Raw genomic sequence first — 25,458 nt, 5'->3', positions numbered from 1 at the left:
CCCATGGCGGAACTGGAGTTCGAGGATATCCAGGGCATCCTGCTCAGCGGCTACGCCGGCCTGCCCGAGGCGCGTTTCCTGCTGTTGACCTTCGGCGAGGCCGAGGCGGCCCGGGCCTGGCTGGGGGAGGCGCTGCCGCGCATCGAGGCCGCCGCGGCGGGCCGGCCCCGGGGCGGCAGCCGCCTGCACCTGGCCTTCACCTGGACGGGCTTCGAACACCTGGGGCTCTCCTGGCAGGCCCTCAAGGGCTTCGCCCGGGAGTTCCGCGAGGGCATGGCGGGCTCCGCGCGGCGCAGCCGCCTCCTCGGCGATACCGGCGACAGTGCCCCCGAACACTGGCAGTGGGGCGGCCCCGACGGCGAGCCCCTGCATGCGTTGCTGATGCTCTACGCCGCCACCCCCGCGGCCCTGGAGACCCGGCTGGCCAGCGAGTGGGCGGCCCTGGGCGCCGCCGGCATCCGCGTGGTGAGCGCCCTGAATAGCCGTAGCCTGCCCGGCGGGCGGGAGCACTTCGGCTTCCGCGACGGCATCTCCGACCCCAAGCTGGCCGGGGTCAGCGGCAGCCGCGACGAGCGTCAACTGGTCGCCCCGGGGGAGTTCGTGCTCGGCTACCCCAATGCCCGCGACCAGCTCACCCTGCGCCCGCTGGTCGATCCCATCGAGGACCCGGAGGGCCTGCTGCCCGAGGTGGTGGAAGACAGCGACCTGCGCGACTTCGGCCGCAACGGCAGCTACCTGGTGTTTCGCCAGCTGCGCCAGGACGTGCCCGGCTTCTGGGGCTGGCTCGCCGGCCAGGCCCCGACGCCGGAGACGCACCTGGCCCTGGCCGCCAAGCTGGTGGGGCGCTGGCCCGATGGCGAGTCGCTGATCAAGGCGCCCCGGCACCCCACCGGGGCCGGGCCCGACAACGACTTCGGCTATCACCGGGAGGATCCCGACGGCCTGGGCTGCCCCCTGGGCGCGCATATCCGCCGCGCCAATCCCCGCGATATGCTGCCACCCCGGCCCGGCACGGAAGCGTCACTGGCCATCAATCATCGCCACCGCCTGCTGCGCCGCGGCCGCCCCTATGGCCCGCCGCTGGCCGAGCGCCTCGACCCGGAGGCCCTGTTGGCCGCCGGCGACGACGGCATCGAGCGCGGCCTGCACTTCCTCTGCTTCAATGCCGAGCCGAGCCGTCAGTTCGAGTTCGTGCAGCATACCTGGCTGGAGAACGCCAACTTCGCCGGCCTCCGGGGCGAGAGCGACCCGTTGGTCGGTGCCAGGCAGGACGGCGAAGACGCCGCCTTCAGCGTGCCCGAGGAGCCGGTGCGGCGTCGCTGCCAGGGGCTGCCGCGTTTCGTCACGGTGTGCGGTGGCGCCTACTTCTTCCTGCCCGGGTTGCGGGCGCTGCGCTACCTGGCCGCTCCACCCCGGGGGCTGATCACCGAGCCCAGCGCCCCGACGTCGCCGGCGGTGCTGCTGGCGGATACCTGGTGGCTGCGCGGCGGGCGAGCCATCAACGACGCCCTGGAGCGCGGCGTGGCCCTGTCGCGGCGGGCTACCCGGCTGCGCAACGGCTTCGATCGCCTCCTGCAATGGCCGCTGACCAATGCCCTCCAGGCCTGGCTGCTGTGGCGCCGGCGGCGCCACGCCATCGACGCCGACCTGGGGCTTGCCGAGGAGCGCGAACTGGCCGGCGAGGCGGAGGTGGCCCGGCGCATCACCGAGCAGATGAGCGAGTTCCTGCTGCGCACCTACCGCCACGGCATCGCCGAGCGCGCCGGCAACACCAAGACCCATGGCCTGCTGGAAGCCAAGTTCGAGGTGCTGGAACTGCCCGAGCACCTGCGCGTCGGCCTGTTCCGCGAACCGCGCGCCTTCGAGGCCTGGGTGCGCTTCGGCGGCCCCGGCCCAAGGGTGGTGCCGGACATGCGTGACAACGGCGTGCTGAGCCTGGGCGTCAAGGTGCTCGGCGTGCCCGGGGAGACCCTGCTCGACGACGAGGCCCATACCCAGGACTTCTCCGGTATCAGCGCCCCCACCTTCACCACCCCGGACGTCTACGAGAACGCCAAGCTGCAGCGGCTGATCGGCGCCGGCATGCCGGTCTGGTACTTCCTCAACCCCTTCGATTCCCACTACACCGACATGCTGCTCCAGGCCCTGCACGCCAAGGCCCATGGCAGCCCTTTCGAGGTCAGCTACTGGAGCTGCGTGCCCTACCTGTTCGGCAAGGGGAGGGCGATCAAGTACCGCTTCGTGCCGCTGCTCGAGCGCCGCTCCAAGGTGCCGCTGCCCGCCCCGGACGACTACCTGCGCCGGGCCATGGTCGACACCCTGGGCGAGGAGGCGGAGGTGGTCTTCGAGCTGCGCATCCAGTTCCAGGAAGACCCAGTGACCATGCCCATCGAGGACGCCTCGATCATCTGGAACTCCGAGGAGATCCCCGTGGCCCGGCTGCGCCTCCCGCGCCAGGACTTCGACACCCCGACCCGCGAGCGCCTGGCCCGGGAGCTCACCATCAATCCCTGGCACGCCCTGCCCGAGCACCGCCCCCTGGGCAACCAGAACCGCGCCCGCAAGCTGATCTACTACGAGACCTCGCGGCTGCGCCAGCGCATCAACGGCGAGGGGCACTTCAAACCCTGAGGGCACGGCGCCTGCTGCGTCGCCTAAGGCGCAGGGTAGTCACCCGACCGATAGGACGAACCCCGGATTCAAGATCCGACTGGGCAGGCCGAAGCCACCTTGACTAGGCTAAATGTTACTGAGTGTGACCAGCGAGGCTAGATCGTCTCCCCAGGGAGACGGTCGAGCCCGGCTGCAAGGAGGCGGAACCATGCGGGACTGCCGGGCGGTAGCGTGCCTGCCAGCCGCTATCGACCCAAAGCGGACATGCCGGCATAGGCTGCTGGCACGTTTATACGCATTATGCAGTCGGCACGATAATCAGTGTTGAACAATTTATGAATAGTTATGTTTCTAGTGCCAACATCGGATTTTTAGTTATGACAACTACAGCAGACGCCTTTAGGCTTAAGCTTCGGGAAATCTTTAAGATAGCTGAAAATGTTGGGCTAGTAGCTATCGAGGTTAAATCTGGCAACCTTCACCACCATATTGGTGGCTACCCTGGAGCTAATCATAGAATGCCAGTTTGCTGCGATGTTATGCGGCAAGAAATGGGGGGCGAGGATAGCATTGTCGCGGAGCCAGAGTCGGGTCAAGGAGCTTCGCTGATCATTCGCTATACCATCCCACGCACATAGCTTGGACTCGGGTTCAAAACGTAACATGGCACTCCGGCCGACCGTAAAACCGCTGCGCGGCTTGCTGCCGGCTGAGCTTCGGGGTTGAACAGTTAGGCATTTAAAATGGATAGATACCAACAGCGAATGGAGGCCGCATTTCTGGCCCACTGCTCGCCCCAGGCCGCGTACGATTGGTTGTTTAATCATAGGTACACGGGCGATGAGGGGGCACCATGGCTTTTTGAAGCCCTAGAGATCTTGGAGTACTTGCTAATTCGCCGTAACCATTCACTTATTGATCTCGGTATCGCACGCTTCGGTCACTCCCTACCAATGATTCGCAAAGTATTCAGGCGAGGTGACTTGGGAACGAGGTGTGCCGCGCTAGCGAATCCTCATGTCGGTCCGCGCACTCGCAGCAATCTATTTAATGACGGCTGGCTCGAGGAAGGCGAACTTGAGACTATTGTTTGGCGTGGTTCAGACGCGGAACTTGAAGCTTTGGTTACAAACAGATTTCTGAACGATGATGCGCTCGAGTGTCTGCTGGAGAGAAAAGAAGAATTCGGGAATCTTTCCGATGAGAAATATACCAAGATGCTCATCTGGTTAGGGAAGAATCCTCGTATGTCGGCCGAGTACGACCGCAGAATTCTTGACGGGTGGGCGGAGTTTAGCCACGGAAGAGTGTTTTCCTTGGCTTGGGAGCTCGCGCGGCACCTACCTACAACAAAGACAAATGCGTATGTGTTGTATAAGCTTCTCGGACACACTGCGCTACCCGTTGGATACGACAATCCTGAGGAAGTCTTGGAACGTTGGCGAATTGAAGGAAAGCCACAAGGCGGAGGAAGGTCACTGGCGTATTCATACTTTCTTAGGGCGCGGCTTGCCGATGTTTTAAAGCCAGATGGCAAGCTTCTCGAGTCTGATGATCCTGCCGTAAGAGAATCATTTTATCGCCGATTTTCTCCATGGCAGTTCAAAGACTGGCCAATATTTATAGAGCATGATGGCGAGTTTGCTTTCGACGGAATGGTTGAAAATGACGAATTATGGCGTGGTAAAAAGTATCGAGACGTGCTGCGTGACTTGGCGTGGAAGGTTCCCGATCCGAATTCGTCGATGAACGCCCCGAATACTTTAAATGCTGTCGAAGAACGTAAACGTAGGCAACATCCCGAATGGTTCGCAGAAGAGGATTCCGAATACGGCAATTCCCTAGATTCGACAGTGCGGCGTATTGAAAAAAAGCTCGATAAGATTATGGGTGCTGTCGAAGCGCGTTCGGACAACGATATTCAAGTCAATGTTGAGGCGAGAGAAATTGCAGAAAACGTAGAGCGGTTGATAGAACGTATGGAAGATGCCGGCAATGATAATCAAAACGGACTAAGGCAAGAGATCCATAGGCTACGAGATGAGCTGCCTGAAGCTAGAGCGGTAACGAAATCGACACCTTGTAGATATACACGTGCACCTATTTGGTCGTGGTTCATTGTCATTTCTCTTTTGATATTAATCTTGCTGAGGTAAAAGCATGCCTAACAATCCCATCAACACGGACAGCAAAAAGCGCGGCTCCTTCGTCGCTCTGCTTTTTGCTGCCGGTTAGAAGAAATGGGGGACAGACCCTCATTTTGCGGACAATCGGGGACAGACCCCAATTTATAATGGATGCGTTGAGTAATCTATTATTTTCTTTGTACGTGGGTTTGACTCCTGCTGGAAGCTCCGTAGGACACGTTTTCTGTGAAGTGGGTTTGTAAATATTCCACGCAAAGCTGTGATCCGTTTATGTGGCTTCATGGGATAAGTGAGAGGTTAGTGTAAGGCACCTATCATGTGCCTATAGGGGGGAGTTGATATGGCTGACTTGACTATTAATCTGATTGTGTCCGTACACTCGAAATTTGAGCAATCAGCAGTTGATCTACGTAACAGTCTAGTCGATAAATTGGACAATTTTGGATTGCGATACTTGCACGTTGGTGCAGGTGCTAAAGCGGCCTATGTGGTTTTGCCTAGCGATGCCTATCTGCCGAAGCTCAGGAAAATTGCAGTGTCGTGTCGCGCCATCGTCAGTGAGATTGGTTATTTGAAGCTGGAGCGAGGTGAACTTTCTGAAGAGCGAATTGGTTCAGTTGAACAGGCTTTAATAGAAAGGCCGATTGACTACGATATTCCTCTTGGAGGTGCTCGGAATCAGCTGTTTGGTGTCTGCGATGAGTGTGGCGGCGTTGGTCGTCACTTTATCCCTCCATGCACAAGGTTATCATAGTTTAATTTCTACCTTAGGAGGGTTTATGGAGCCGGCTCAATATCCAACCTCAGCAGATGCTGCATCGGCCAACACCCTTGGAACAACGGCATCCCCGTTGCTCGCCGGTTTTTCGATGACATTGATTGGGCTGATTGCCGGACATGCTTCACCGGCTACTGCAATGAAGTGGCCAGACCTCACCCTGGCGGTTCTCTTTGGTGCAACTTTATCTTTTGTTCTTTCAGTTCAATTTATAGTCGTTGCTCGGAAGTTTAATTTGACAAAAGAGGAATACAAATCTCGAACTCCGGCTTTGGACCCTGATGTAAGAAAAGAAAGGTATGGAGTGGTTATGAGAGATTTGTGCTCTTGGATAGAGCGCGCGCGTTTACTGTTTAACCTTGGGCTCGGGCTTTTGTTCTTAGGGTTGGCGGGTGTCATGCTACCTCCGAGCCCTTCTTGCTTGCGCTACTCTGTGGTTGTTTTGCCAATTCTCGCTTTCCTTGGAGAGATGGCGTGGTTTTTTGTGGATTTTTGTAGATCACGTGAGTTTCAGAAGAGTCTCAAAGAAAAGAAGAATGCAGCCTAAAACGCTGTGGCGGACGCTTGGCTCGCAGCCCATCTTGCTGCCGAAAAATGAGTAGTCCGGGATATACTCAGTAAACTAGGAGCATTCCATGTCCTGAGGGTGCCCGAAAGCATGGCAACCCCGCCTATGGCGGATTAGCATGCCATTTGGTCGGGGTAGGTAATCGGGGACAGACCCCAATTTATACTGACATGGAAGGGCAAGAGTGTTCTGGAGCGGATAGATAGAGGAATGTACAAGTTGACAAAGTTAGGCGCCACGGTTTACTGCTTTTCGTGCTCAGTCTTTAGATAACTCGCGTTGAGACACGAAATGAGTGTTGCATGCGCTAGCGGAGGGCACCATGAATAAGTTACTGATGACGGGTTTGATCTGTTTGTTCCTCGCTGGTTGTAAATGGAGGACAGACTCTCATTTTGGGTAATGAAAAATATCAGCTGACCATGGGGATGTATGAGAGAACCGGCTGCTATCGACCCTAATCTGACCTTGAGGAAAATGCACCCTGCCAGTTTCTCAGTATTATTCATCTAAAAATGAGGGCCTGTCTCCGATTTCTGCCCCGATTTCTGCCACAATAATCTAGGCCATTCTGATTCTTTAGTGTGGTCCAAGGTGCTGAGATTTTTCTATGGATTTAGGAGTCATGAGCTTTAGGTTTCCGAAAGCGAAGGGGGGTTATGATGAATAGGGGGGCAATATCTCTTTCTGCGATTTTTTTAAGGAACCACTGAACAATTCGTCACTGGGCAGTTGGTGCGCTCAGCGTGGTCAACTCAACGGCGCAGCGGTCATTTCTGGCCCGTTCGGGCTGCTGGTTTCCCCTGCCAGCCGGATAATCCGGCTGGCAGGACAGATTCAAGGCGCACTGGCCCCGTCAACTCGTCCCTCGCATCTTGTCGCCAGCACCAGGTTGGCCAATCCGAACAGGCTGAATGGGGTAATCGGGGACGTACCCCTATTTCCAATTGGGCATAGCTCACTTAACAAGCGCATCAAATACGACGCTCGTACCTCACGCGCCTTGCACGGGTGTTGGAGCAACCAAGTGATTATCAAGAAAGGAGCATTCATACATGTCTTACGAGGAGATAGCTAAAGCCTGCGAAGCATTGAGCTACAGAGACAAATTTAGGCTCGCACAGCTTTTGCTTCAGTTGGGGCGCAAGCAGGAAGAAGAGGGATATCCTGCGCCACGTAAATCCTCCGGCTCAGTCGGGCAGGATCAAACATCGTACGTTGCAGAGCGGCTGTTGAAGCTCAAGCCAACTAGACTCAAAACTCTTTCCAACTCCATAGCTGCAATGTTTCAGTTTCAGGGTGGTATCTCAGAAACTGACAAAAAGGACATTATTGATAATCTTAGACAAAACAAAATTATTGCTGTGAGCGATACCGGCCGCATATCATACCCAGAGTGAACGTATAAAATTCTCTAATACAGCATTTCAGTCGGACCAAAACATGCTGTCATGCCTTTTGCTATCGCAAAATCCACGTCAATATCTTTGGCCGTTGAAGAGCAGTGCGACAATCGGGGACAGACCCCAATTTATACCGTACTGTAAGTAGCCTAACCTATCTTTAATAACACCGAAAGTTCAGGGCATGTGATCCTATGGGGAATGATTACAATATCTGTTTCATGGGTTGGGTAAGTGGGATGGAATGGGTTGTAAAGTTGGCTCCCATTTTTTATTATTCTTCCCTTGCATGCTGTTGAGACTTAAGGAGACATATGATGCTGCTAAAGAGACTTTGGAAAATTTTGGCAGCTTTCTTTTTGTGTGGCCTGGTTGTTGCTTCTGAGTTAGGGCCAAGTTTTAGAAATGTAAGTTGGTACCAAACTTTGGGTCAGGTTATGGAGCTGGAATTAGCAGAGTTTGTAGAATACCGAACAGAAGAACTTAATATGGCTGTTGATCCACCTAGGCCATGGTCTGTAGAGCACCTTTACTTTAAGGATGTTTTGTTGGAGAGGCCGGTTTTAATATTGTACCGATTCGATTTAGATTGCCAGCAACTGTATCAGGCTGAATATGTATTTGAAGAAGTGCTGGATGATAGAGATATTGGTCACTTGGCCTCTGTGATTGAAGAGAAATATGGTGTCTCATTGGATATGATATACTTGGGAGGCATGCTGTTCGCGAGCGGAGTGCTAAATGGCTCAACTAGAGTCCAGATTAACCAATATGGACATCTTCACTTTCACAGGAACAAGACAGTGGTCTATTACTATACAAGAAACTTTCATCAACTTGGCGGCTGGAGAGAGGGAACAGAGCCTGAGTGTCAAAAAGCTTTAATCAGAGATCGGGTTTTAAGAGAAAGGTTGTAGAATAGCTTTTCAAAGATTAAGTGGTCGAAAATAAATGGTTTCCACCTTCATGCTAAATGGTGCCAAAATAATGGGCATCCAATTTCGTGATTCTCCAAGTCGGCAGTCGGGTGTACGCAAGTTGGGGGCATGGTTAGAGAAGGCAAGCGACCTGGGGTTCTGGTTGTGAATGTGAAAGAGCCTGGGGGGAGAATTGGTCATGGCGCATTCACTCGTGTTGGTTAAGATCTTGGTCGTGATCAATCAACAGGATACGCCGCCCTTCCTACCTCCTCCCATACACCAGACTTGAGCTTAACTCGCCTATACCCCCACATAATCATCGGCCCCTGACTGATGTCACCTTACAGGCTATGCTGTTGTCAAAAGGAGGCTAGCAATGAAGGTTATAGCGACGGTATTTCTGGGGCTTGCGCTTGCTGGATGTGCGTCAGGTGCCCAATGGTCCCCTCTTGAGAGCAGATTCTATAGTAGAAGCGCCGAGGCCGTCGATGACGAGAAATGCCGCGAGCTTGGCTTGGCCCTCCAGACCGAAGCCTATAGCAACTGTCGGCTTATACTCGAACAGATACGCTTGAACGAGCGGACTGCTGAAAGCACACGTTTTCGTTCATCTCCAGTCGTTGGAGGGCCTGATAAAGGTGGAAGGGTTTACGACTCCAGTGAATGTGTCGGCCCAGTAATTATGGGCAGGTGCCAGGGAACAATTCTCCCCAACAAGGCCTACCATCCGACATGCTACGGCGAATGGCTGAATGGGCAATGTACAGGGCCAATGTTTTGAAAAGGCCTGTCGGTGTCATTGACCTCCTGTCTGGTAATCGGGGACAGACCCCAATTTATATACTCAGCACATCTGCGGAGAGTAAGCGTGATGGCATCCAACAATTTCATGCAGCCGACCGGCCTGCCTCCGCTGCGCGACGGCAGTCAGGCGGCTGATTCACGGCGTTAAGGCAGGCAGAGAATGATCCGTTATTACCATCTTGATTCGAGTGGTTGCGAGGATACAAATCTTCAGCTGTATTCGTTAAAGCAAGCGAAGTTACAATGGGATGAGCTTGAAAGAAAAGTCTCTAATGTAGGGTTAGTATCAAATTTGCATGAACGGTGTGTTTTTATTATTATCATCCTTGGTGTTAGCATTTCTCAGTTGCTAGGACAGAATAATCCATATCCAAGCAACCGGGTGCCGACACCAAAGGATATTTTTAAATCTCTAGTTCAGAAACACAGCCTCAGCGATACGCTGATTTCTGAGTTTGAGAATTTTATCGACGCTTATAATTCGTGCCGTCACTTTGGCTTAACCACAGACGGTTCTAGGCACGCCCAGGTAAGTAAATTTACCTATGAGGAAACTCTTAACCTGTATAATTTTGGTCTCAAGGTCTGGGATGTCGTTATATCTATTTACAAGAAAGATCCAGATAATGATCTTCAAGATCTCGATCTCCAAAATATTGAGAAAAAGCCTTAACAATGCAATGCAGCCGACGTCTTATTGCGGCATTATATCAGCTTCCGCTGAACGTCGGCTTCTGGCCGAATGCAGATTTTCAGCCTATGATGATGGGCAGAGCAAAAAAGCAAGAAATTGGATATTCCTTTCTCCTTTGCCTAAAATATATTTTTCTCATATGGTGCGTCTTGAGGTATTTTGTCATGGCGACTAAATTTTTTGACTCTTATCAAGATGCTGCTGATTTAGCGAGAAAACTGGCAATTAAGCATAAGGTGGTGATAAAGATAAAGCGATCGACGTCAGGCTTTGCTGTAGAAATTCCATTTGGCAGTGATGTTGCTGTTTATGCTGAAGATAAAAGTTGTTTCGACAGTGACTGTGGCGATTTTTACTCGTATTCTTCAAGTGACGATTATGATCGTAAAGAGACCTTAGAGGAAATCAATAGCGAGTTGTTAGAGTTTTCAGATTCTATGCAGAGAAGCATAGAAAAAGGTTGGTTTTATGATGACTCTGAAGGGGGTTGGGAGGATAATGTTGTTGATCCTAAGTATGAATAAAATGGAAGCTTTGTTTTTGGCGATAGAAAAAAGTGGATGTGCTTTCTTCCTTGATGTCCGTTTCTCCTTCTCTAAAGGTCTGCTTCTGTAAGAGGCTGTGTGAAAATGATTGGAGCATCTAGGGTCGGTAAAAAATTGATCGTTAATGACGTTCTCTCGCATATTCTGAGTCCGTTGCATGGCAAAACCACTCCAGATTTCGTGCACAAACGCCATCTTCAGGACAGCTCAGGAGTTTTCACACAGCCTCGTCAGAGTGAGGAACGTTAGCCTATGCTGATGTGATGGTTAATACAGATGACGACCCTAAGCGGCCAGGCCGGTAAAGGCAGCATGCTCGATTATCCTTATTATGCAGCATGCGCGGTGACTGGTGTTATGCGGGGGATTCATACTTAATATTTCCGAATTTCAATGGGTATGAGGATGGTGGCGTGTGGTCTAATATTGTTGAACGTGCATGCGCGTCCATCCAATACTAGACCGTATGGTATAATACCTGTTGGGCGACTCGACGCCGGCGTCAGAAGCCCGGGCACTGATCTGAAAGGCCAATGAACACAATGAATGCCGATGAGTTGAGAGAGCGATTTTCCGCAGAACTCTTTTCGCCGTTAGCGAAAATCGATCTGGCGAAAGCAATCCACGAAAGTTATCTCATTCTGTGCCGATGTGCAGTCGATGCCTCCGTACCGAATGTTGAAGATGTTGCTGCGGTGCTAGAAGACCTCTCAGCGAAGAAGCCCGCCGCACCAGAGAAGGCGTGCATGGTTTGGGAGTGGGTGCGAATTCCAGATTCCTACACCAAGAGTAAACTAAGTACGCCCCGCCTCATCAATGACCTTGGGCGCAGTATTGACGTTCGCCGCATCAAAGATTTCCAAGGCGATGAGCGACGCCTATTGAACACATTCTTCGAGATGCGAGCTTGTTGCCAGATGGTCAGAATTATTCGTAACCGAAATGCTCATATCGACGAGTATTCCAATCAACCCAACCAGATTTTTCATGAAGCTTATACACTTGTCCGCGTGTATGAACTTCACAGTGAGTTAGTTGGCTATAGCAGAAACGGCTTGATACAAGCGGGCGCATTAAGTATTGACGATGAATCCTCAATTGATAGGAAGTCAAGTGCACTGGAATTCATTGCGCCAAGAGTGCCGGCTGCGGTACCGACGTCACAGCCGACAAAGAGAAGTGGCAAGTCCGTTATTTCTGTGAAGGGTGGGAGGGTTCAAGCGAGTGGGAGGATAACTCTTGACTCGCTAACCGAAATCGCAGAGCAGGAGCGGGAGCGTCTAGAAGCCGCAATTCAGAGGATCGTTGTTGACGCGCTCGATGCGGTAGATTTCCCAACCTTCGATTCCCTTGAGGAAAAGCTTGAAAAGGTACTCGAACGGGCAGAGACACGTGCTAGCGGCGATGATGGGGACGTCTCGCTCGACAGACCATCATTGATCAATGTTGCTGAAGCGGAAAACCAACTTATCGAGTTGAGAAATCGAATCAGGGATGAACTTAAACAGGAGGACATGTCATTCGAGGGGTACAACAACATTCTCCAACGCCCCGTTATCTTCTCGGCATTAAAAGTACGGTGTGTCAGCTTTGATGAGTTCAAGAACATTCCAAGATTGAGGAGCATGATGGAGCGGAACGGCTGGCGATTTTACGAGGAACAAGTAAATCGCTTTGGTGATGCTATAGACAGTATTTTTCGTAGAATCGACTATTCTGCGAAGTCTTCGGATGAAGACGTCGGTGATGATATACCTTTTTGATCACATCCTTGCTTCGCAAAGGTGGCGCCCAACAGGTCGCTGCAGGGGAAGTTTCTGATCCGTCGCCTATTTCCGGGCTCTTCGTCGTTTGGTGTGGAATTCGGCCCCGGCGTTGAGCCACGATAGAGCCTCCACAACGACAGGAGGTGCTTGGCACATACGGCCAGACGTTATAACGTAATGTGCAGAAAGACTGCTTCTGGCCGATTGAAGAATGTTAGTCTATGCTGATGAATGTCTGAAGGCGGCTCACAGCTGGAAGCAGATATGCCGATATAAAATTCACGACTAAAGTCTTGAGAGAGGGGGGGCTGTGATAGAGTTTTATTTAAAGAGCATTGATAGGCGATGGAAGAAAGAAGCTTCTAACTCTGTGGAAAGTGTGCTTTTTTTATCACCCTATGTCACGCTGAATACAGCAGCATTGGTTTTAAAAAATGCCCACCCTAAGATATCTCAATTGCATACTGTCTTCTCGTTTTACAACTTCGCATCTGGTGCTTCCTCGGTGGCCACCCTTCGCAGATTAAAAGAACAAGGTTGTAAAATTTTCCATTTAGAAGGGCTTCACGCTAAAATTTCAATTAACGATAAATCCTTTGCAAGTATAGGTAGTCAAAATCTTACACTCAGAGGTACAAAGAATAAAGAGGGCACAGTCGTAATTAAGGATGAAGATAAGATTAGTGAGTTGAAAAGTTTGGTAGATGGCTGGACTAAAGACTCAGTCCCAATCACTGAATTTATGCTGGATGAAGCAGAAAGTCTCATAGCTCCCTACAAAAAAGATTTGGAAGATATTATTCAATCTCTTTCAATTAGTGAAGACCTGTTCTGGGAAAAGCTTGCTGTGGATAAAATGAGGAAGAAGGTTCCTTTGGTTAAAAAAAATATAGAGAAATTTATTTGTCAGGGCACTTATTCTAATATAAGCATAGATGTCGCCAGGTACTTTGCTCGTAATTCTGCATGGTGGCTAAGGCATCCTTCTGGTCGTCCGGTTAGAGCTCCTGGGTATGAAGATAAAATATACGGTGAAAGTCCCGATTGGAGAATAGGCTTTGGTGCTAACGAGTTTATGATCGGAATCGCTATCAGCAGGTGCTTGGCTACTTTGGATGAAGCAGTAAACAATATATCAGCCGGGCGTAAAATCAATAGAGAAGATGTTGAAAGGGGTTTCTTTTATGATATAACAGGGGCTGTTGCTAATTATGAGGGGGTGGAGTATGAAGGCTATTATTCGGCGATAGCGGGTGGTAGGGATATGGTGTTTGGGACGCAATCAATCGATATTAAGGATTTTATTGATTGCTTGTTGGTATTGACAGAGTATGACAAGATTTTTCTTTGACTTCTCATCTCTCATATTTAATGGTGTTGATTTTTATTCCCGTATCTATACTCGTTTATTGGTTAGGCTGGAGTAAGGTCTATGATTGAATTTTCCGGCGACCTTTAGGTGTCAAATTGGCAGTTTATAAATGTCCGCTTGTGGCCGGATGGTGAACTTTAGACCATTCTGATTAATGGAGTTTATTAGATGACGACCTAAATCTCACCTGCTGGAAAATGCTGACCGCACGTTTTTTGGAATAGGCTGAGGAGGTGGGGGAAGTCAAGTTTTTGTTGGTTTAATAGCGAGAGAAAAGTATGATCCACGGTCCAGAGACTAGGTTCTATAAGTACTTCAGTACTGACGGATCAATAGCCACTCTAGATAATATGACTCTAAAATGGACAAGTCCTAATGCTTTCAATGATCCATTTGAGTTTCCTGATGCAATGGATTTCAAGTTTGACGGAAGGCAACTAGCAAGCGCATTACTTGACGAGATCGTTGAGATGGCATACGGACCAGATGAGCCTCAAGGCAATCCTAATCATCCGTTTATTGCAGTAGCTCGACTTACAAGAAACAATCCGAGGAAACCGACGGCCGATGACTTCCGTGCCTACATGGCTCAAGAAAGCAAAAGAACAGCCAGGCGTTTTGAGCAAGGGCTGAACAAAAGAAGAAAATTTCTTAGAAACTTCCGCAGTAATTTTTCTGTTCTTTGTCTGACTGAAAATAAACAAAATTTGCTCATGTGGGCGCATTATTCTCAGGATCACAAGGGATGTGTATTCCAGCTACGTTGCCTGCCGGAGTTAGATCGGCCGTTATGTGCTGCAAGAAAAGTCAACTATGTAAGAGAGTATCCAATTATATCAGGTCTTGACACCTACGTTAAACATTTAATTGGGCAAAATGAGCTTGACTATAACAACCTCTTCAATATTTTTGCATTCACTAAAAGCTCGCACTGGAGTTATGAGTCAGAATGGCGATGTGTGTCGCAGTTGAGAAACTTTGAAACTGGTGTGGATTTTGATCCACTAGTTCCGGATGAGCTTGAAGCAATTTACTTAGGCTGCAGGTCTGAACCTGATTATATAGAGAATGTTATCGAGCTGGTGCGTAGAAATGCACCGAATACCAAGGTTTACAAGGCGCATGCTGATATACAGGATTACTCTATGCGATTCAAAGAGCTTCGCTAACAAGGCCGAGAAGTCAGTCTTATCTATATTTCGTTTTCACAGGGATCTGAGTGAGGTGTTACATTTAATAAGCGATTCCTCAAGGTCAGCTCTTGGCCGAACGAGGAATGTTAGTCTATGCTGATGAAGGGCTTCCGACCCAATGAGGCCGGTCCGGAAAATGCAGCCAGCCCGTTCATCGGCGTTATGCAGCCGCACGATGATTGGTGTTATATGACAAGGACACATTGAATGAGTGGTTTAGTACTTGAGCTTCAACAGGATGCCCTAGATAGAAACGTGCCAGTCTCGGATCTACTCCGGAAAGCCGTCGTAGTCTCTAGGAAACTTGGAGCTCTTGAGATTGGGGAGTGGCTCAACCATGAGTTATCTGGCTATCCACCTGACGAAGACCAGATTCCCAGTTATCGAGAGATAAAAGGCCAAATCAAAGTATTCAACCCGTATCATGGTTGGCAACCAATGCATTTCGGCGATGCCGAAATGGGGGAGAGGCTAGCGAGAAGGCGAATTGGTCAGGCTATCGGCGAACTCGTCTCTATCGCTGAAAATGATCGCGATGGTAGTCTGATGGTGCCTTATTCAGAATCGGTTAAGAATGCTCTTATGGGTGCAATGGAGTTCCCGCTCGAGCCAACTTTAATGGTGTCTCGGTCACAGGTGGACGGAATTCTTGAGGGTGTTAGAAATCAAGTGCTTAATTGGGCGCTTGAGCTTGAGGAAAAAGGAATTGTTGGGGATGGTATGAGTTTCAGCACTGATGAAAAAATAAAGGCAACGAATACTACATATCAGATCACCAACAATATTGGTTCCATGCAAAATTCCATGTTTCAACAAGACTCTGCTGGAGCGTCCCAAGTTCAAGCTGGCAATTTCTCAGTTGAAGCAGTTCAAGATTTCATTCGCGCAGCTCAACAAGCGCTTCCCTATCTAGAGTTGCCGGAGGCAAAGCGCGAGGAATTTGAGGCGGAACTTGCAACACTATCCGCTCAGGTCGCATCTCCTGCCCCCAAGCTTTCAATAGTAAAGGAGTGCCTCCGCTCTAGTCGGGCGATACTTGAGGGAGCGGCAGGCGGGACAATGGCCTCAGGCTTAGTATCGATGCTTTCCGCTCTACTGTGATCGTCATATAATACGCAGTTAAACTGCAGGGAGGTCGCGCCGCAATATGAGAAGTTCTGAGTTCGAAGTTCCGGAACACCTGAAGCACAGGATGCGAAAGGCCTTTCTTGCCCAACTCGAGCCGAATACCGTCGATGTTTTCGAGCTGGAGCTCTTCGACTGGTATCTGAAGGAGACGGAAGCTGTCCTGACCAACATGTTGGCTTCTGAACAGGAGGAGGTGCGCCAGCAAATGGCGCAAGACGTCGAGAATGTGAACGACAGTGGAATCGTCGCAGCTGAATACTACACTAAGCGCATCCGGTACTCGCACGTGATCTACCTGACGTCCTTGCTGGAGACCTGCCTTGAGCGCGCCTGCTCGGTTCTGAGGCACGCCATCGGCGAGGAGAACGTACCTTTCGATCTTGGCGAGCTTTCAGGTGACCAATGGACGAAGAAGCGCAAGTTCTTGGAGCGCTACGGGCACTTAGATCTGCCGAAGGGCGTTTGGTCGGAAATTCAGGTTCTCACATCCGTGCGGAACTGTTTGGTTCATGACAACGGCAATACCAGTGGGCTCTCTACAGGCGACCGGAATGCGATTAAAAAGCGCCCTGGGATTTCTGTGGACGGATACGAGATCCGAATTGAGGAAGCTTTCGTCCGGCACTCCTATGATTCTGTAAGCTCCTTTGTGCGGGCGATCGAGGATGAATTGAAGGAAGTGCTCAGACGGGCGTAATACCCAAAGAGCGTCCGTTGAGCCTCCTGCGGCCTAACATGTCGTTCGACACGGACGTCCTATCGGCCGGCTTCGCCGGCCTACTGTCCGTCGGTCAACTCCGACAGTTATATCAGCTTAGTCTGAATGACTGCTCCTGGCCGAACGGAGAACGTTAGCCTACCCTGATGATATGAATGAAGCCGCTTGTTCACCAGAGCGGGCGCCCGGCGCCTTGGCAGGTGGTAATTCCGCTTTCATTGATATAGGAGAAGTCCATGCAAGATATAAGACGGCTCGAGGTCGGTATGTCCACAAAGATCGGCACGGATCAGGTGAAGGAGCCTGAGGTGGGAAGGGAGTATGTCCGGGCGCTCGACTCCAATACTTGGCTCCTGTTTACCGAAGACCCGGCCGAGGATCGAACAGTTGTTGTTCGCATTGATAGCATCGACGGTGATGTGTGCCACTGCACGGTTACTAGAAAGCTAAGTTGATAGATGTTATAAGCTTTATTCCCGCTCTCGCCTTGGCTGACTAGGCCAGCGTGCGGATTGACGCAATGACGTCAGTTCGTGGCGACAATACAATCTGAGCTCAGACTAACGACTGTCCTCCCGTCACCTGCAAGCGGACGGAGCTTAAACGCGGTTCGCTTCATGCTGCCGGTCCTGCAAGACCGTTCAGTCTTTGCTGTACTTAATAGGTCAATCAAGCAGAATGTCTTGCCCTGGCGCGCTAAGAGATGATTAGTTCTGGCATTATATTAACTATAGACGATTGACCGCTCTTGGCCGAAAGCTGACACCGTAATGATGGAAGATAGAGTGGTCGGAGTAGCAGTGAGTTGAAGAGATCACAAAGTTTTTGGGATAAGGCCGCGCGGCGCTATGCCAAGAGCCCGGTGAAGGATCAGGAAAGCTACCGGAAGAAGCTGGCGGTGACGCAGGAATCTCTGTGTGGCCCTACGGGCGCGTCTTGGAGTTCGGGTTCGGGTGTAGGGGGTAATCGGAGAGAGTGGTTGGTGATTTCTCCCTTGCGAACTACATTCAATCTGGAGCCGCTTCGTAGATCGGGCTGATACCGGTATTGGGAATCAAGATCAAGAGGAAACCCCGATGACTGACCTCCGATCCATTCAAGAACCTCTCAAAGAAAAGTACCGGAAAGCACCGGATGCGGCCCTCGTTACACTGCGGGCAGAGGGGCGTCTCGGAGAAGGAGTCACTTGCAGCTTGTCCACTGGCAAGGCACTCGTTGAAGCTGGCCTCCATCCAGCGACAGGAGGCTCCGGCATGCAGGCTTGTTCTGGCGACATGCTATTGGAGGCCTTGGTCGCTTGTGCCGGGGTCACTCTGTCAGCCGTGGCAACGTCTTTAGGGATCCCGATTCAGGAATGCACATTACGCGCTGAAGGAGATCTGGATTTTCGCGGTACCCTGGGGGTTTCTAAAGAGGCACCTGTTGGTTTCAAGGAGATACGCCTGGAGATCGCTCTCGAATCGAGTGCATCGGCCGAGCAACTTTCGAAACTTCTTGAACTCACCGAACGGTACTGTGTCGTGGCGCAAATATTGAAGGTGGCCGTGCCAGTGCATGCCGCTTACCGTCCTTGATGCTCGAGTCGCTGCACCGGACGGCGGCTGCGCGTCCGTGAGCTCCGGCTGACCGGTAACCGGTGATATACCCCCAGGAAACTGGAATTGACCAGCATCAACAGCCGACAGGGAGCCGTGAGTTGAAGAGTGCACAGAGTTTTTGGGACAAGGCCGCGCCGCGCTATGCCAAGAGCCCGGTAAAGGATCAGGAGAGCTACCGGAAGAAGCTGGCGGTGACGCAGGAGTACCTGCGGCCCGACTGGCGGGTCCTGGAGTTCGGGTGCGGTACCGGCAGTACCGCCATTACCCATGCGCCCCACGTCGGGCAGATTCTTGCCATCGATATCTCGGGGAAAATGCTGGCGATCGCCGAGCAGCGGGCGCGGGAGGCCGGTGTCGAGAATGTCCGCTTCCAGCGAGGCACCCTGGATAGCCTGGGGGAAGAAGCGGAGGAGGGCTTCGATGCCGTGTTGGGGCTCAATATTCTGCATCTTCTGGAGGATGTGGAGGGGGCCATCGCCCGGGTCGCCGACTTGCTGAAGCCCGGGGGGATCTTCGTCTCCAGTACCGCGCTGATCGGCGAGGTGAAGCCCCACTGGCGCTTGCTGATTCCCCTGATGCAGTCAGTGGGGTTGGCCCCCTATGTGAATCGCCTCGGCAAGCCGCAACTGGTGACCATGCTGGCCCAGGCGGGATTCGTTATCGACTACGAGTGGCAGCCGCAGCGGGCCTCGCTGTTTCTCGTGGCCAGGAAGCCCGAGCCGGCCTGAACCGACCGGCCGGTGGCACTCATCACTTGCGGCTGTCGATTCTTCGCCGCCCCGTCCGATACTCCATAGGTCAACCACCCGGGAGGGAGAGCGATGCGTTTTATGATTCTGGTGAAGGCCAGCCAGGACTCGGAGGCCGGCAGGCTGCCGAGCGAGGAGTTGCCGGAGGCGATGGGCGAGTACTCAGGAGCACTGGACACGTCAGGTGTTGCGCTGATTGGTTGAATTCAGGTAATAGAGAGGTGGATTCTCCACGAACGGTGAGTCCAAGGAGGTTGCAATGGCAAGTGGCTGGGCCCGAGACGGCGCCGTCCAGGATCAGATTGACAGCACGGTCGACGATGCTGTCCAGCGGGTACGGAGCCGGCTGCCGAACGGCGAGAGCCTGACGCATTGTCAGGAGTGCGGTGACGAGATCCCCAAGGCGCGGCGTGAGGCGCTGAAAGGTGTGCGCCTGTGTGTGCGGTGCCAAAGCGAGCAGGACGAGCGGGGTGTTGCCTTCAGCGGTTACAACCGTCGCGGCAGCAAGGATAGCCAAATGCGGTAGTTGGCTGTGGTGTCGAATTCCGAGAGGAATCGGAGTTGCCCCCCTGGAGGGAGAGCGATGCGTTTATGACGCTGGGGAAGGTCGGCCAGGACTCGGAGGCCGGCAGTCTGCCGAGCCAGGAGTTGCTGGAGGCGATGGACTGGCCCGAAGGGCCTCAAGATCGCGGATATCCGAGGCTCTCTACAATACCTCGCAGGTCAAGAGCGCGCTGACACGAATCGGTGCCAGCTGATAGCTCACGGCCCACGGACTGATAGGAGGAAGGCCACCCAAGCGGTGGCCTTTTTCATGCCAAGGAGAGGCAACTGTTCGAGCGTCGAGAGATTCGGCACTTCCACCTATACTCTGGCCTGTGGTTAATCGGAGACGTCTCCCCATTGGCGCGTCATCGACTATGAGTGGCAGGCGCAGCGGATGTCGATTCGCTGCCGCCCCGTTCGATACCCCATAGGCAAACCACCTTGGAGGGAGAGCGATGCGCTTTATGATTCTGGTGAAGGCGAGCCAGGACTCGGAGGCCGGCAAGCTGCCGAGCCAGGAGTTGCTGGAGGCGATGGGCAAGTACAACGAGGCCCTGGTCGAGGCGGGTATCATGCTAGCCGGGGAGGGCCTGTGGCCGAGCCGTGAGGGGGCGCGGGTGCGCTTCAGGGGCGAGGAGCGCCTGGTCACCGATGGCCCCTTCGCCGAGACCAAGGAACTGATCGCCGGCTACTGGCTGTGGCAGGTGGCATCCATGGAGGAGGCCATCGAATGGGTCAAGCGCTGCCCCAACCCCATGCCCGGCACCGAGGCGGAGATCGAGATTCGTCGGGTCTTCGAGGCCGAGGACTTCGGCGAGGCGTTTACCCCGGAGCTGCGTGAGCAGGAGGCGCAGCTACGCGAACGGCTGGGCGAGTGAATCCAGGTTCATCCCACTCGGGCGTGAGTATTGTCGCGGGAGCGCGATGATCCGATGTCGCATCGCCGGCTAAAGCCAGCTCCCACCAGGTAGGGAAGACCACGGCTTGCGGAGACCGGCCCTGTCATGGCTTCACGCTGATCGGCGAAGCACCGGAGTGCACGCCAGGTGCGAAGCACCCCACGCCAAGGGCCCGCGAGTGATCGCGGGCCCTTGGCGTGGATATGGCGGCGCTATTCGGCCGTCGTGGTGTGGAAGTGCTCCCAGGCGTGGTGGTAGAGCACGCTGGCATAGCCGCTGCGTTGCATGACCTTGAGGATCTTGACCGGGTCGGGCACGTCCTACTGGCGAGCCGATGAAATCACACTAGCGGTATTACAATGCGCGGCCTAGGGCATTAGGCTGGTGTGAACGAGATACGGAGGAAGGTGTGATGCGAAAAAAAGTAGAATTTCAGAGCAACGGAGTCACCCTCGTCGGCTTGATGGAGGTGCCAGAATCTCGGGTCTCAAGCTACGGTATCTTCGCCCATTGCTTTACCTGCGGAAAGGATGTTGCTGCCGCTTCACGTATCTCGAGGGCGCTGACAGCCAAGGGGATTGCCGTTCTAAGGTTTGATTTTACGGGGCTGGGTAACAGTGATGGTGATTTTTCCAACTCCAATTTTTCCTCGAATATCCAGGACTTGTTAAGCGCGGCAGGGTATCTGGAAAAGAATTTCTCGGCTCCGGAATTTCTGATCGGCCATAGCCTGGGCGGTGCCGCGGTACTGGCCATGGCCGGCCGGCTGCCCAGCGTCAAGGCCGTTGTGACAATCGGTGCGCCTTTTCAAGCCGATCACGTGATGCATAATTTTTCTGCTTCCATTGATGATATCCGTCGTGATGGTGAAGCCGAAGTCACGCTGGGGCTTAGAAAATTCACAATAAAGAAGCAATTTCTTGACGACCTTGAGGCTTATTCTGACCAGGATATATCGCGCCTGAACAAGGCGCTTCTGGTGTGCCACTCGCCCCTGGATACCACGGTCGATATCAGTGAGGCCGAGAAGATCTATCGCGCTGCCAGGCATCCGAAGAGCTTTGTCAGCCTGGACAAGGCGGATCATCTCCTGACCAAGAAAGAAGATTCCTCCTACGTGGCGGATGTGATTGCGGCCTGGGCGGGGCGTTATCTGGACTTGACGCCATCGGAGGCTAATAAGAAAGAGACGGGGCCCGGCCAGGTAGTGGTATCGGAAAAAAACCACAAGTTCACCCTTCACGTAAGCAGTGACAGCCACTACTGGTTGGCGGATGAGCCGAGGAGTGCTGGCGGTGATAATATGGGGCCTGATCCGTACGAGCACCTCTTGGCTGCATTGGGCTCATGCACCGTCATGACGCTGCGGATGTATGCCAATCATAAGTCGATGGCGCTGAAAGACGTCGTGGTAAGGCTTCGTCATGAGCACGAATATATCAAGGACTGCGAAGACCCAGAAAACGAAGGGGCGAAGATCGAGGTGATCCATCGCGAGATCGAGCTCGTTGGCGACCTCGATGAGGGGGAGCGGAACCGTCTCCTGCAGATAGCCGACAGATGCCCCGTACACAAGACGCTCCACGCTACGTTGCAGGTGCGCACCGAGCTAGTCGGGTAATCGCCAGTCGGCGGCATATCCTCAACAAACCAACGACAAGGGCCCGCGAGTGATCGCGGGCCCTTGTCGTGGATATGGCGGCGCTATTCGGCCGTCGCGGTGCGGAAGTGCTCCCAGGCGTGGTGGTAGAGCACGCTGGCATAGCCGTTGCGTTGCATGACCTTGAGGATCTTGGCCGGGTCGTTGTCGCCCAGCGCCTTATGCAGTTTCGCCCGCTGTTCGTCGTCCAGGGCCTCGTACCAGTGGTAGGGGTCGCCCTTGGCGTTGCCTTCTTCGGCCTTGCGGATCAGGTCGATCTCGATGCGCCCACCGTGCCGATAGAGGGTGTCGAAGCCTTCTTGCAGCTCGATCGATGGCACATCGCAGGGTTTCTCCAGGCCTTCCAGCACGTTGTAGTAGTAATAGCTCAGCGGTTGCATAGGGCTCCTCCAGCGGTATGCCGTGGCTTGTTCATCCTTGCCGTGCTTGTGGTGTTCCTGGGTCTCATCTTGCCCTAGGGATGGCGGCAGGCTCAATCGAATAATGCATGCCTGCCGCGCACCGGCGTCACCCGGGCGCCGCCCAGGCGCACCAGCCACCGTACTGGGGCGCATAGGCCTCGGGAGCCGCCTGGAAGCGGTCGCGATGCTCGGCCGACACGAACTGCCAGGTGGCATCGCGCCACTCCAGCCGATAGTCGGACGCCCCCTGTATCGGTTGACCCGGGGGAAGTAGGCCACCGGCTCATCGGCGGGCCATGGGATTGGCCGGGAAACGGCCCGCCTCCTTACCGGCGAAATGGGCGCTACCCCTCGGCCAGGGCCTGATCCAGGTCGGCGATCAGGTCCTCGACCGCCTCGATGCCCACCGAGAGCCGGATCAGCCCGCCTTCGATGCCGAGTCGCTCGCGGGTCTCGGCGGGCACCGAGGCGTGGGTCATGATGCCGGGATGCTCGATCAGGCTCTCCACGCCGCCCAGGCTCTCGGCCAGGGCGAACAGCCGGCAGCGCTCCAGCATGCGCCGGGCCGCCGCTTCGCCGCCGCGTACCACCAGCGAGAGCATGCCGCCGAAGTCGCTCATCTGGCGCTTGGCCAGGGCGTGCTGGGGGTGGCTGGCCAGTCCCGGGTAGATGACCCGCTCCACGGAGGGATGGGCCTCCAGCCAGGCGGCCAGCGTTCGGGCGTTCTCGCAGTGCTGGCGCATGCGCAGCACCAGGGTCTTCAGGCCGCGCAGGGCGAGGAAGCTGTCGAAGGGCCCGGCGATGCCGCCCACGGCGTTGTGCAGGAAGGCCAGCCGTTCGGCCAGCGCCTGGTCGGCGACCACGGCGACGCCGCCGACGATATCGGAATGGCCCCCCAGGTACTTGGTGGTGGAGTGCACCACGATATCGAAGCCGAGCTCCAGGGGGCGCTGCAGCACCGGGCTGGCGAAGGTGTTATCCATGACGCTGAGCAGGCCTTGGTCGCGGGCGAAGGCGGCGACGCGCTGCAGGTCGACGAGCTTGAGTAGCGGGTTGCTGGGCGACTCCACCCAGAGCATGCGGCTGTTGTCGCGCAGGGCGCTCTCCAGACTGGCTTCCAGGTCGGCCTCGCGGCTGAGGTCGACGAAGCCGAACTCGAGCCCGGCGGAGCGTCGGCGGACGTTCTCGAACAGCCGGTAGGAGCCGCCGTAGAGGTCGTCCATGGCGATTACATGGCTGCCGTGGTCGAGCAGTTCCAGCACGCCGGCCGTGGCCGCCATGCCCGAGGCGAAGGCGAAGCCCGCCGTGCCGCCTTCCAGGTCCGCCATGCAGCGCTCGAAGGCCAGGCGGGTGGGGTTGCCGCTGCGCGAGTATTCGAAGCCCTGGTGTCGGCCGGGGCTCGCCTGCACATAGGTGGAGGTGGCGTAGATCGGCGTCATGATGGCCCCGGTGCTCGGGTCCGGCGCCTGGCCGGCATGGATGGCGCGGGTCGCCAGCCGATGCTGGCCGTTGCGCTTGTCGTCGTTCATCGCCATCTCCCTTCAGTCGATCCGGCGCCGCAGATAGTTAAGCAGGTCGATCCGCGTGATCAGGCCATGGAAACAGTCGCCCTCGGTGACGATGGCCACGTGGTCCTCCTGGAACACCGCCATCAGCTCGTCCAGGCCGGCGCCGGGGGGGAGCTCCTGCAACTGGGTGATCATCGCCTCGCGCACCGGCGACGTGAAGTGGTCCTCGTGGCCGTACACCGCCATCAGCACGTCCGACTCGTCGATGATGCCGACCACCCGGTCGCCCTCCATCACCGGCAGCTGGGAGACGTCATAGAGCTTCATGCGCGCGTAGGCGGTGGTCAGCGGCTCATCGGGGGCCACCACGATGGTGTCGTGCTCGGCATAGGGGTGGCGGATCAGGTCGCGCAGGTCGCCGTAGTGATGGCGCTCAATAAAGCCCTGGTCCTCCATCCAGTGCTCGTTGAACATCTTGGAGAGGTACTTGTTGCCGGTGTCGCAGACGAAGGTCACCACCCGCTTGGGCCGGGTCTGGGCGCGGCAGTAGCGCAGCGCCGCGGCCAGGCAGGTGCCGGTGGAGGTGCCGCCGAGGATGCCTTCGCGGCGCAGCAGCTCGCGGCCGCACAGCAGGCTCTCCTTGTCGCCGACGGTGATCGCCTGGCGTACCCGGGAGAGGTCGGCGATGGGCGGCACGAAGTCCTCGCCGATGCCCTCGATCAGCCAGCTGCCGCTCTCGGTACTGAGCTGGCCGGTGCGCACGTACTCGGCCAGGATGGAGCCCTCGGGGTCGGCGAGGATCAGCTCGACCTCGGGGGCGGTCCTGGCGAAACAGCGCGACAGGCCGGTGATGGTGCCGCTCGAGCCGACGCCGCACACCACGGCGTCGAGGCGTCCGTCCATCTGGCTGAGGATCTCCGGGCCGGTGCCCCGCTCGTGGGCCAGGGGGTTGGCGGGGTTGCCGAACTGGTTGACGAAGACCGCGCCGGGCGTCTCCCGGGCGATGGCCGCCGCCTTGTCCTGGTAGTACTCCGGGTGGCCCTTGGCCACGTCCGAGCGGGTCAGCACCACCTCGGCGCCCATGGCCTTGAGATTGAAGATCTTCTCGCGGCTCATCTTGTCGGGGATCACCAGGATCACGCGGTAGCCCTTCTGCTGCGCCACCAGCGCCAGGGCCAGGCCGGTATTGCCGGCGGTGCCCTCGACCAGGGTGCCGCCCGGCCGGAGCTCGCCCGAGGCCTCGGCGGCCTCGACCATCGACAGCCCGATGCGGTCCTTGATCGAGCCGGTCGGGTTCAGGTGTTCCAGCTTCAGGTAGAGCTCGCAGGGGCCGGTGTCGAGACTGGCGACCCGCACCATCGGCGTATTGCCGATCAGGGCCATGGCATTCGCGAAAGGTTGCATCGCTGCCTCCGGAAGTGGCGCCTTCCCTTCCTCAGTGTAGGAGG

General features: G+C 54.8%; 24 protein-coding genes. 20 read left to right on the top strand and 4 right to left on the bottom strand.

What is annotated here, in order from left to right; translation table 11 throughout:
* The first annotated feature begins 3 nt into the window (after positions 1-3).
* The 20 genes from ACQ1W9_RS14195 to ACQ1W9_RS14100 all read left to right on the top strand — a co-directional run bounded on the left by ACQ1W9_RS14195 (position 4) and on the right by ACQ1W9_RS14100 (position 22,062).
* Positions 4-2,631 (top strand): hypothetical protein, encoded by a 2,628-nt coding sequence (locus tag ACQ1W9_RS14195; protein WP_431023950.1) that lies wholly within the window; start codon positions 4-6, stop codon positions 2,629-2,631.
* A 725-nt stretch (positions 2,632-3,356) separates the two neighbouring features.
* The gene (locus ACQ1W9_RS14190; RefSeq protein WP_431023949.1) at positions 3,357-4,769 is read left to right on the top strand and encodes a hypothetical protein; all 1,413 of its coding nucleotides are present in this window, start codon (positions 3,357-3,359) and stop codon (positions 4,767-4,769) included.
* Between the two features lie 331 nt (positions 4,770-5,100).
* Entirely contained in the window at positions 5,101-5,514 is a 414-nt protein-coding gene (locus ACQ1W9_RS14185) for a hypothetical protein (RefSeq protein ID WP_431023948.1), read from the top strand.
* Between the two features lie 25 nt (positions 5,515-5,539).
* The gene (locus tag ACQ1W9_RS14180) at positions 5,540-6,085 is read left to right on the top strand and encodes a hypothetical protein (protein WP_431023947.1); all 546 of its coding nucleotides are present in this window, start codon (positions 5,540-5,542) and stop codon (positions 6,083-6,085) included.
* Positions 6,086-7,161: 1,076 nt separating this feature from the next.
* The gene (locus ACQ1W9_RS14175) at positions 7,162-7,506 is read left to right on the top strand and encodes a hypothetical protein (RefSeq protein WP_431023946.1); all 345 of its coding nucleotides are present in this window, start codon (positions 7,162-7,164) and stop codon (positions 7,504-7,506) included.
* A gap of 317 nt (positions 7,507-7,823) precedes the next feature.
* Positions 7,824-8,426: a hypothetical protein gene (locus tag ACQ1W9_RS14170; protein WP_431023945.1), complete on the top strand. Its 603-nt coding sequence runs from the start codon at positions 7,824-7,826 to the stop codon at positions 8,424-8,426.
* Between the two features lie 967 nt (positions 8,427-9,393).
* Positions 9,394-9,906, top strand: a complete 513-nt coding sequence (locus ACQ1W9_RS14165; RefSeq protein WP_431023944.1) for a hypothetical protein — start codon at positions 9,394-9,396, stop codon at positions 9,904-9,906.
* A 185-nt stretch (positions 9,907-10,091) separates the two neighbouring features.
* Positions 10,092-10,451, top strand: coding sequence for a hypothetical protein (locus tag ACQ1W9_RS14160; protein ID WP_431023943.1), 360 nt, complete (start codon positions 10,092-10,094; stop codon positions 10,449-10,451).
* A gap of 563 nt (positions 10,452-11,014) precedes the next feature.
* The gene (locus tag ACQ1W9_RS14155) at positions 11,015-12,235 is read left to right on the top strand and encodes a hypothetical protein (RefSeq protein ID WP_431023942.1); all 1,221 of its coding nucleotides are present in this window, start codon (positions 11,015-11,017) and stop codon (positions 12,233-12,235) included.
* A gap of 313 nt (positions 12,236-12,548) precedes the next feature.
* Entirely contained in the window at positions 12,549-13,589 is a 1,041-nt protein-coding gene (locus tag ACQ1W9_RS14150) for a phospholipase D-like domain-containing protein (RefSeq protein ID WP_431023941.1), read from the top strand.
* A 299-nt stretch (positions 13,590-13,888) separates the two neighbouring features.
* Positions 13,889-14,779: a DUF2971 domain-containing protein gene (locus tag ACQ1W9_RS14145; protein WP_431023940.1), complete on the top strand. Its 891-nt coding sequence runs from the start codon at positions 13,889-13,891 to the stop codon at positions 14,777-14,779.
* Positions 14,780-15,010: 231 nt separating this feature from the next.
* On the top strand, positions 15,011-15,904 hold the full coding sequence (locus ACQ1W9_RS14140) for a hypothetical protein (protein ID WP_431023939.1): 894 nt from the start codon (positions 15,011-15,013) through the stop codon (positions 15,902-15,904).
* Between the two features lie 46 nt (positions 15,905-15,950).
* Positions 15,951-16,628, top strand: a complete 678-nt coding sequence (locus ACQ1W9_RS14135; protein WP_431023938.1) for a hypothetical protein — start codon at positions 15,951-15,953, stop codon at positions 16,626-16,628.
* A gap of 257 nt (positions 16,629-16,885) precedes the next feature.
* Positions 16,886-17,104 carry a hypothetical protein gene (locus ACQ1W9_RS14130; RefSeq protein ID WP_346062097.1) on the top strand — a complete coding sequence of 73 codons (219 nt, stop codon included), beginning with the start codon at positions 16,886-16,888 and terminating at the stop codon, positions 17,102-17,104.
* Positions 17,105-17,902: 798 nt separating this feature from the next.
* Entirely contained in the window at positions 17,903-18,223 is a 321-nt protein-coding gene (locus tag ACQ1W9_RS14125; RefSeq protein WP_431023937.1) for an OsmC family protein, read from the top strand.
* A gap of 122 nt (positions 18,224-18,345) precedes the next feature.
* On the top strand, positions 18,346-18,975 hold the full coding sequence (locus ACQ1W9_RS14120; protein ID WP_431023936.1) for a class I SAM-dependent methyltransferase: 630 nt from the start codon (positions 18,346-18,348) through the stop codon (positions 18,973-18,975).
* A 93-nt stretch (positions 18,976-19,068) separates the two neighbouring features.
* On the top strand, positions 19,069-19,200 hold the full coding sequence (locus tag ACQ1W9_RS14115; RefSeq protein ID WP_431023935.1) for a hypothetical protein: 132 nt from the start codon (positions 19,069-19,071) through the stop codon (positions 19,198-19,200).
* A gap of 55 nt (positions 19,201-19,255) precedes the next feature.
* Positions 19,256-19,522, top strand: a complete 267-nt coding sequence (locus ACQ1W9_RS14110; RefSeq protein ID WP_431023934.1) for a DksA/TraR family C4-type zinc finger protein — start codon at positions 19,256-19,258, stop codon at positions 19,520-19,522.
* Between the two features lie 475 nt (positions 19,523-19,997).
* Positions 19,998-20,420, top strand: coding sequence for a YciI family protein (locus ACQ1W9_RS14105; protein ID WP_431023933.1), 423 nt, complete (start codon positions 19,998-20,000; stop codon positions 20,418-20,420).
* Positions 20,421-20,853: 433 nt separating this feature from the next.
* On the top strand, positions 20,854-22,062 hold the full coding sequence (locus ACQ1W9_RS14100; RefSeq protein ID WP_431023932.1) for a bifunctional alpha/beta hydrolase/OsmC family protein: 1,209 nt from the start codon (positions 20,854-20,856) through the stop codon (positions 22,060-22,062).
* Positions 22,063-22,145: 83 nt separating this feature from the next.
* On the opposite strand, the gene ACQ1W9_RS14095 is transcribed toward ACQ1W9_RS14100, so the two are convergent.
* From ACQ1W9_RS14095 to ACQ1W9_RS14080, 4 genes are all read right to left on the bottom strand, one after another.
* Positions 22,146-22,481: a hypothetical protein gene (locus ACQ1W9_RS14095; protein WP_431023931.1), complete on the bottom strand. Its 336-nt coding sequence runs from the start codon at positions 22,479-22,481 to the stop codon at positions 22,146-22,148.
* A gap of 127 nt (positions 22,482-22,608) precedes the next feature.
* The gene (locus ACQ1W9_RS14090) at positions 22,609-22,731 is read right to left on the bottom strand and encodes a hypothetical protein (RefSeq protein ID WP_431026451.1); all 123 of its coding nucleotides are present in this window, start codon (positions 22,729-22,731) and stop codon (positions 22,609-22,611) included.
* 115 nt (positions 22,732-22,846) lie between these two features.
* Complete coding sequence (locus ACQ1W9_RS14085; RefSeq protein ID WP_431023930.1) at positions 22,847-24,031, bottom strand: trans-sulfuration enzyme family protein; 1,185 nt, start codon at positions 24,029-24,031, stop codon at positions 22,847-22,849.
* 12 nt (positions 24,032-24,043) lie between these two features.
* Complete coding sequence (locus tag ACQ1W9_RS14080; RefSeq protein ID WP_431023929.1) at positions 24,044-25,414, bottom strand: pyridoxal-phosphate dependent enzyme; 1,371 nt, start codon at positions 25,412-25,414, stop codon at positions 24,044-24,046.
* Positions 25,415-25,458: the final 44 nt, after the last annotated feature.

Origin of the sequence: Halomonas sp. H5 (genome assembly GCF_050613175.1) — a bacterium.
In the GTDB taxonomy this organism is placed as follows: Bacteria; Pseudomonadota; Gammaproteobacteria; order Pseudomonadales; family Halomonadaceae; genus Bisbaumannia; species Bisbaumannia salifodinae.
Note: the sequence above shows the minus strand (reverse complement) of the source record. Positions and strands in the feature narration are given on the sequence as shown.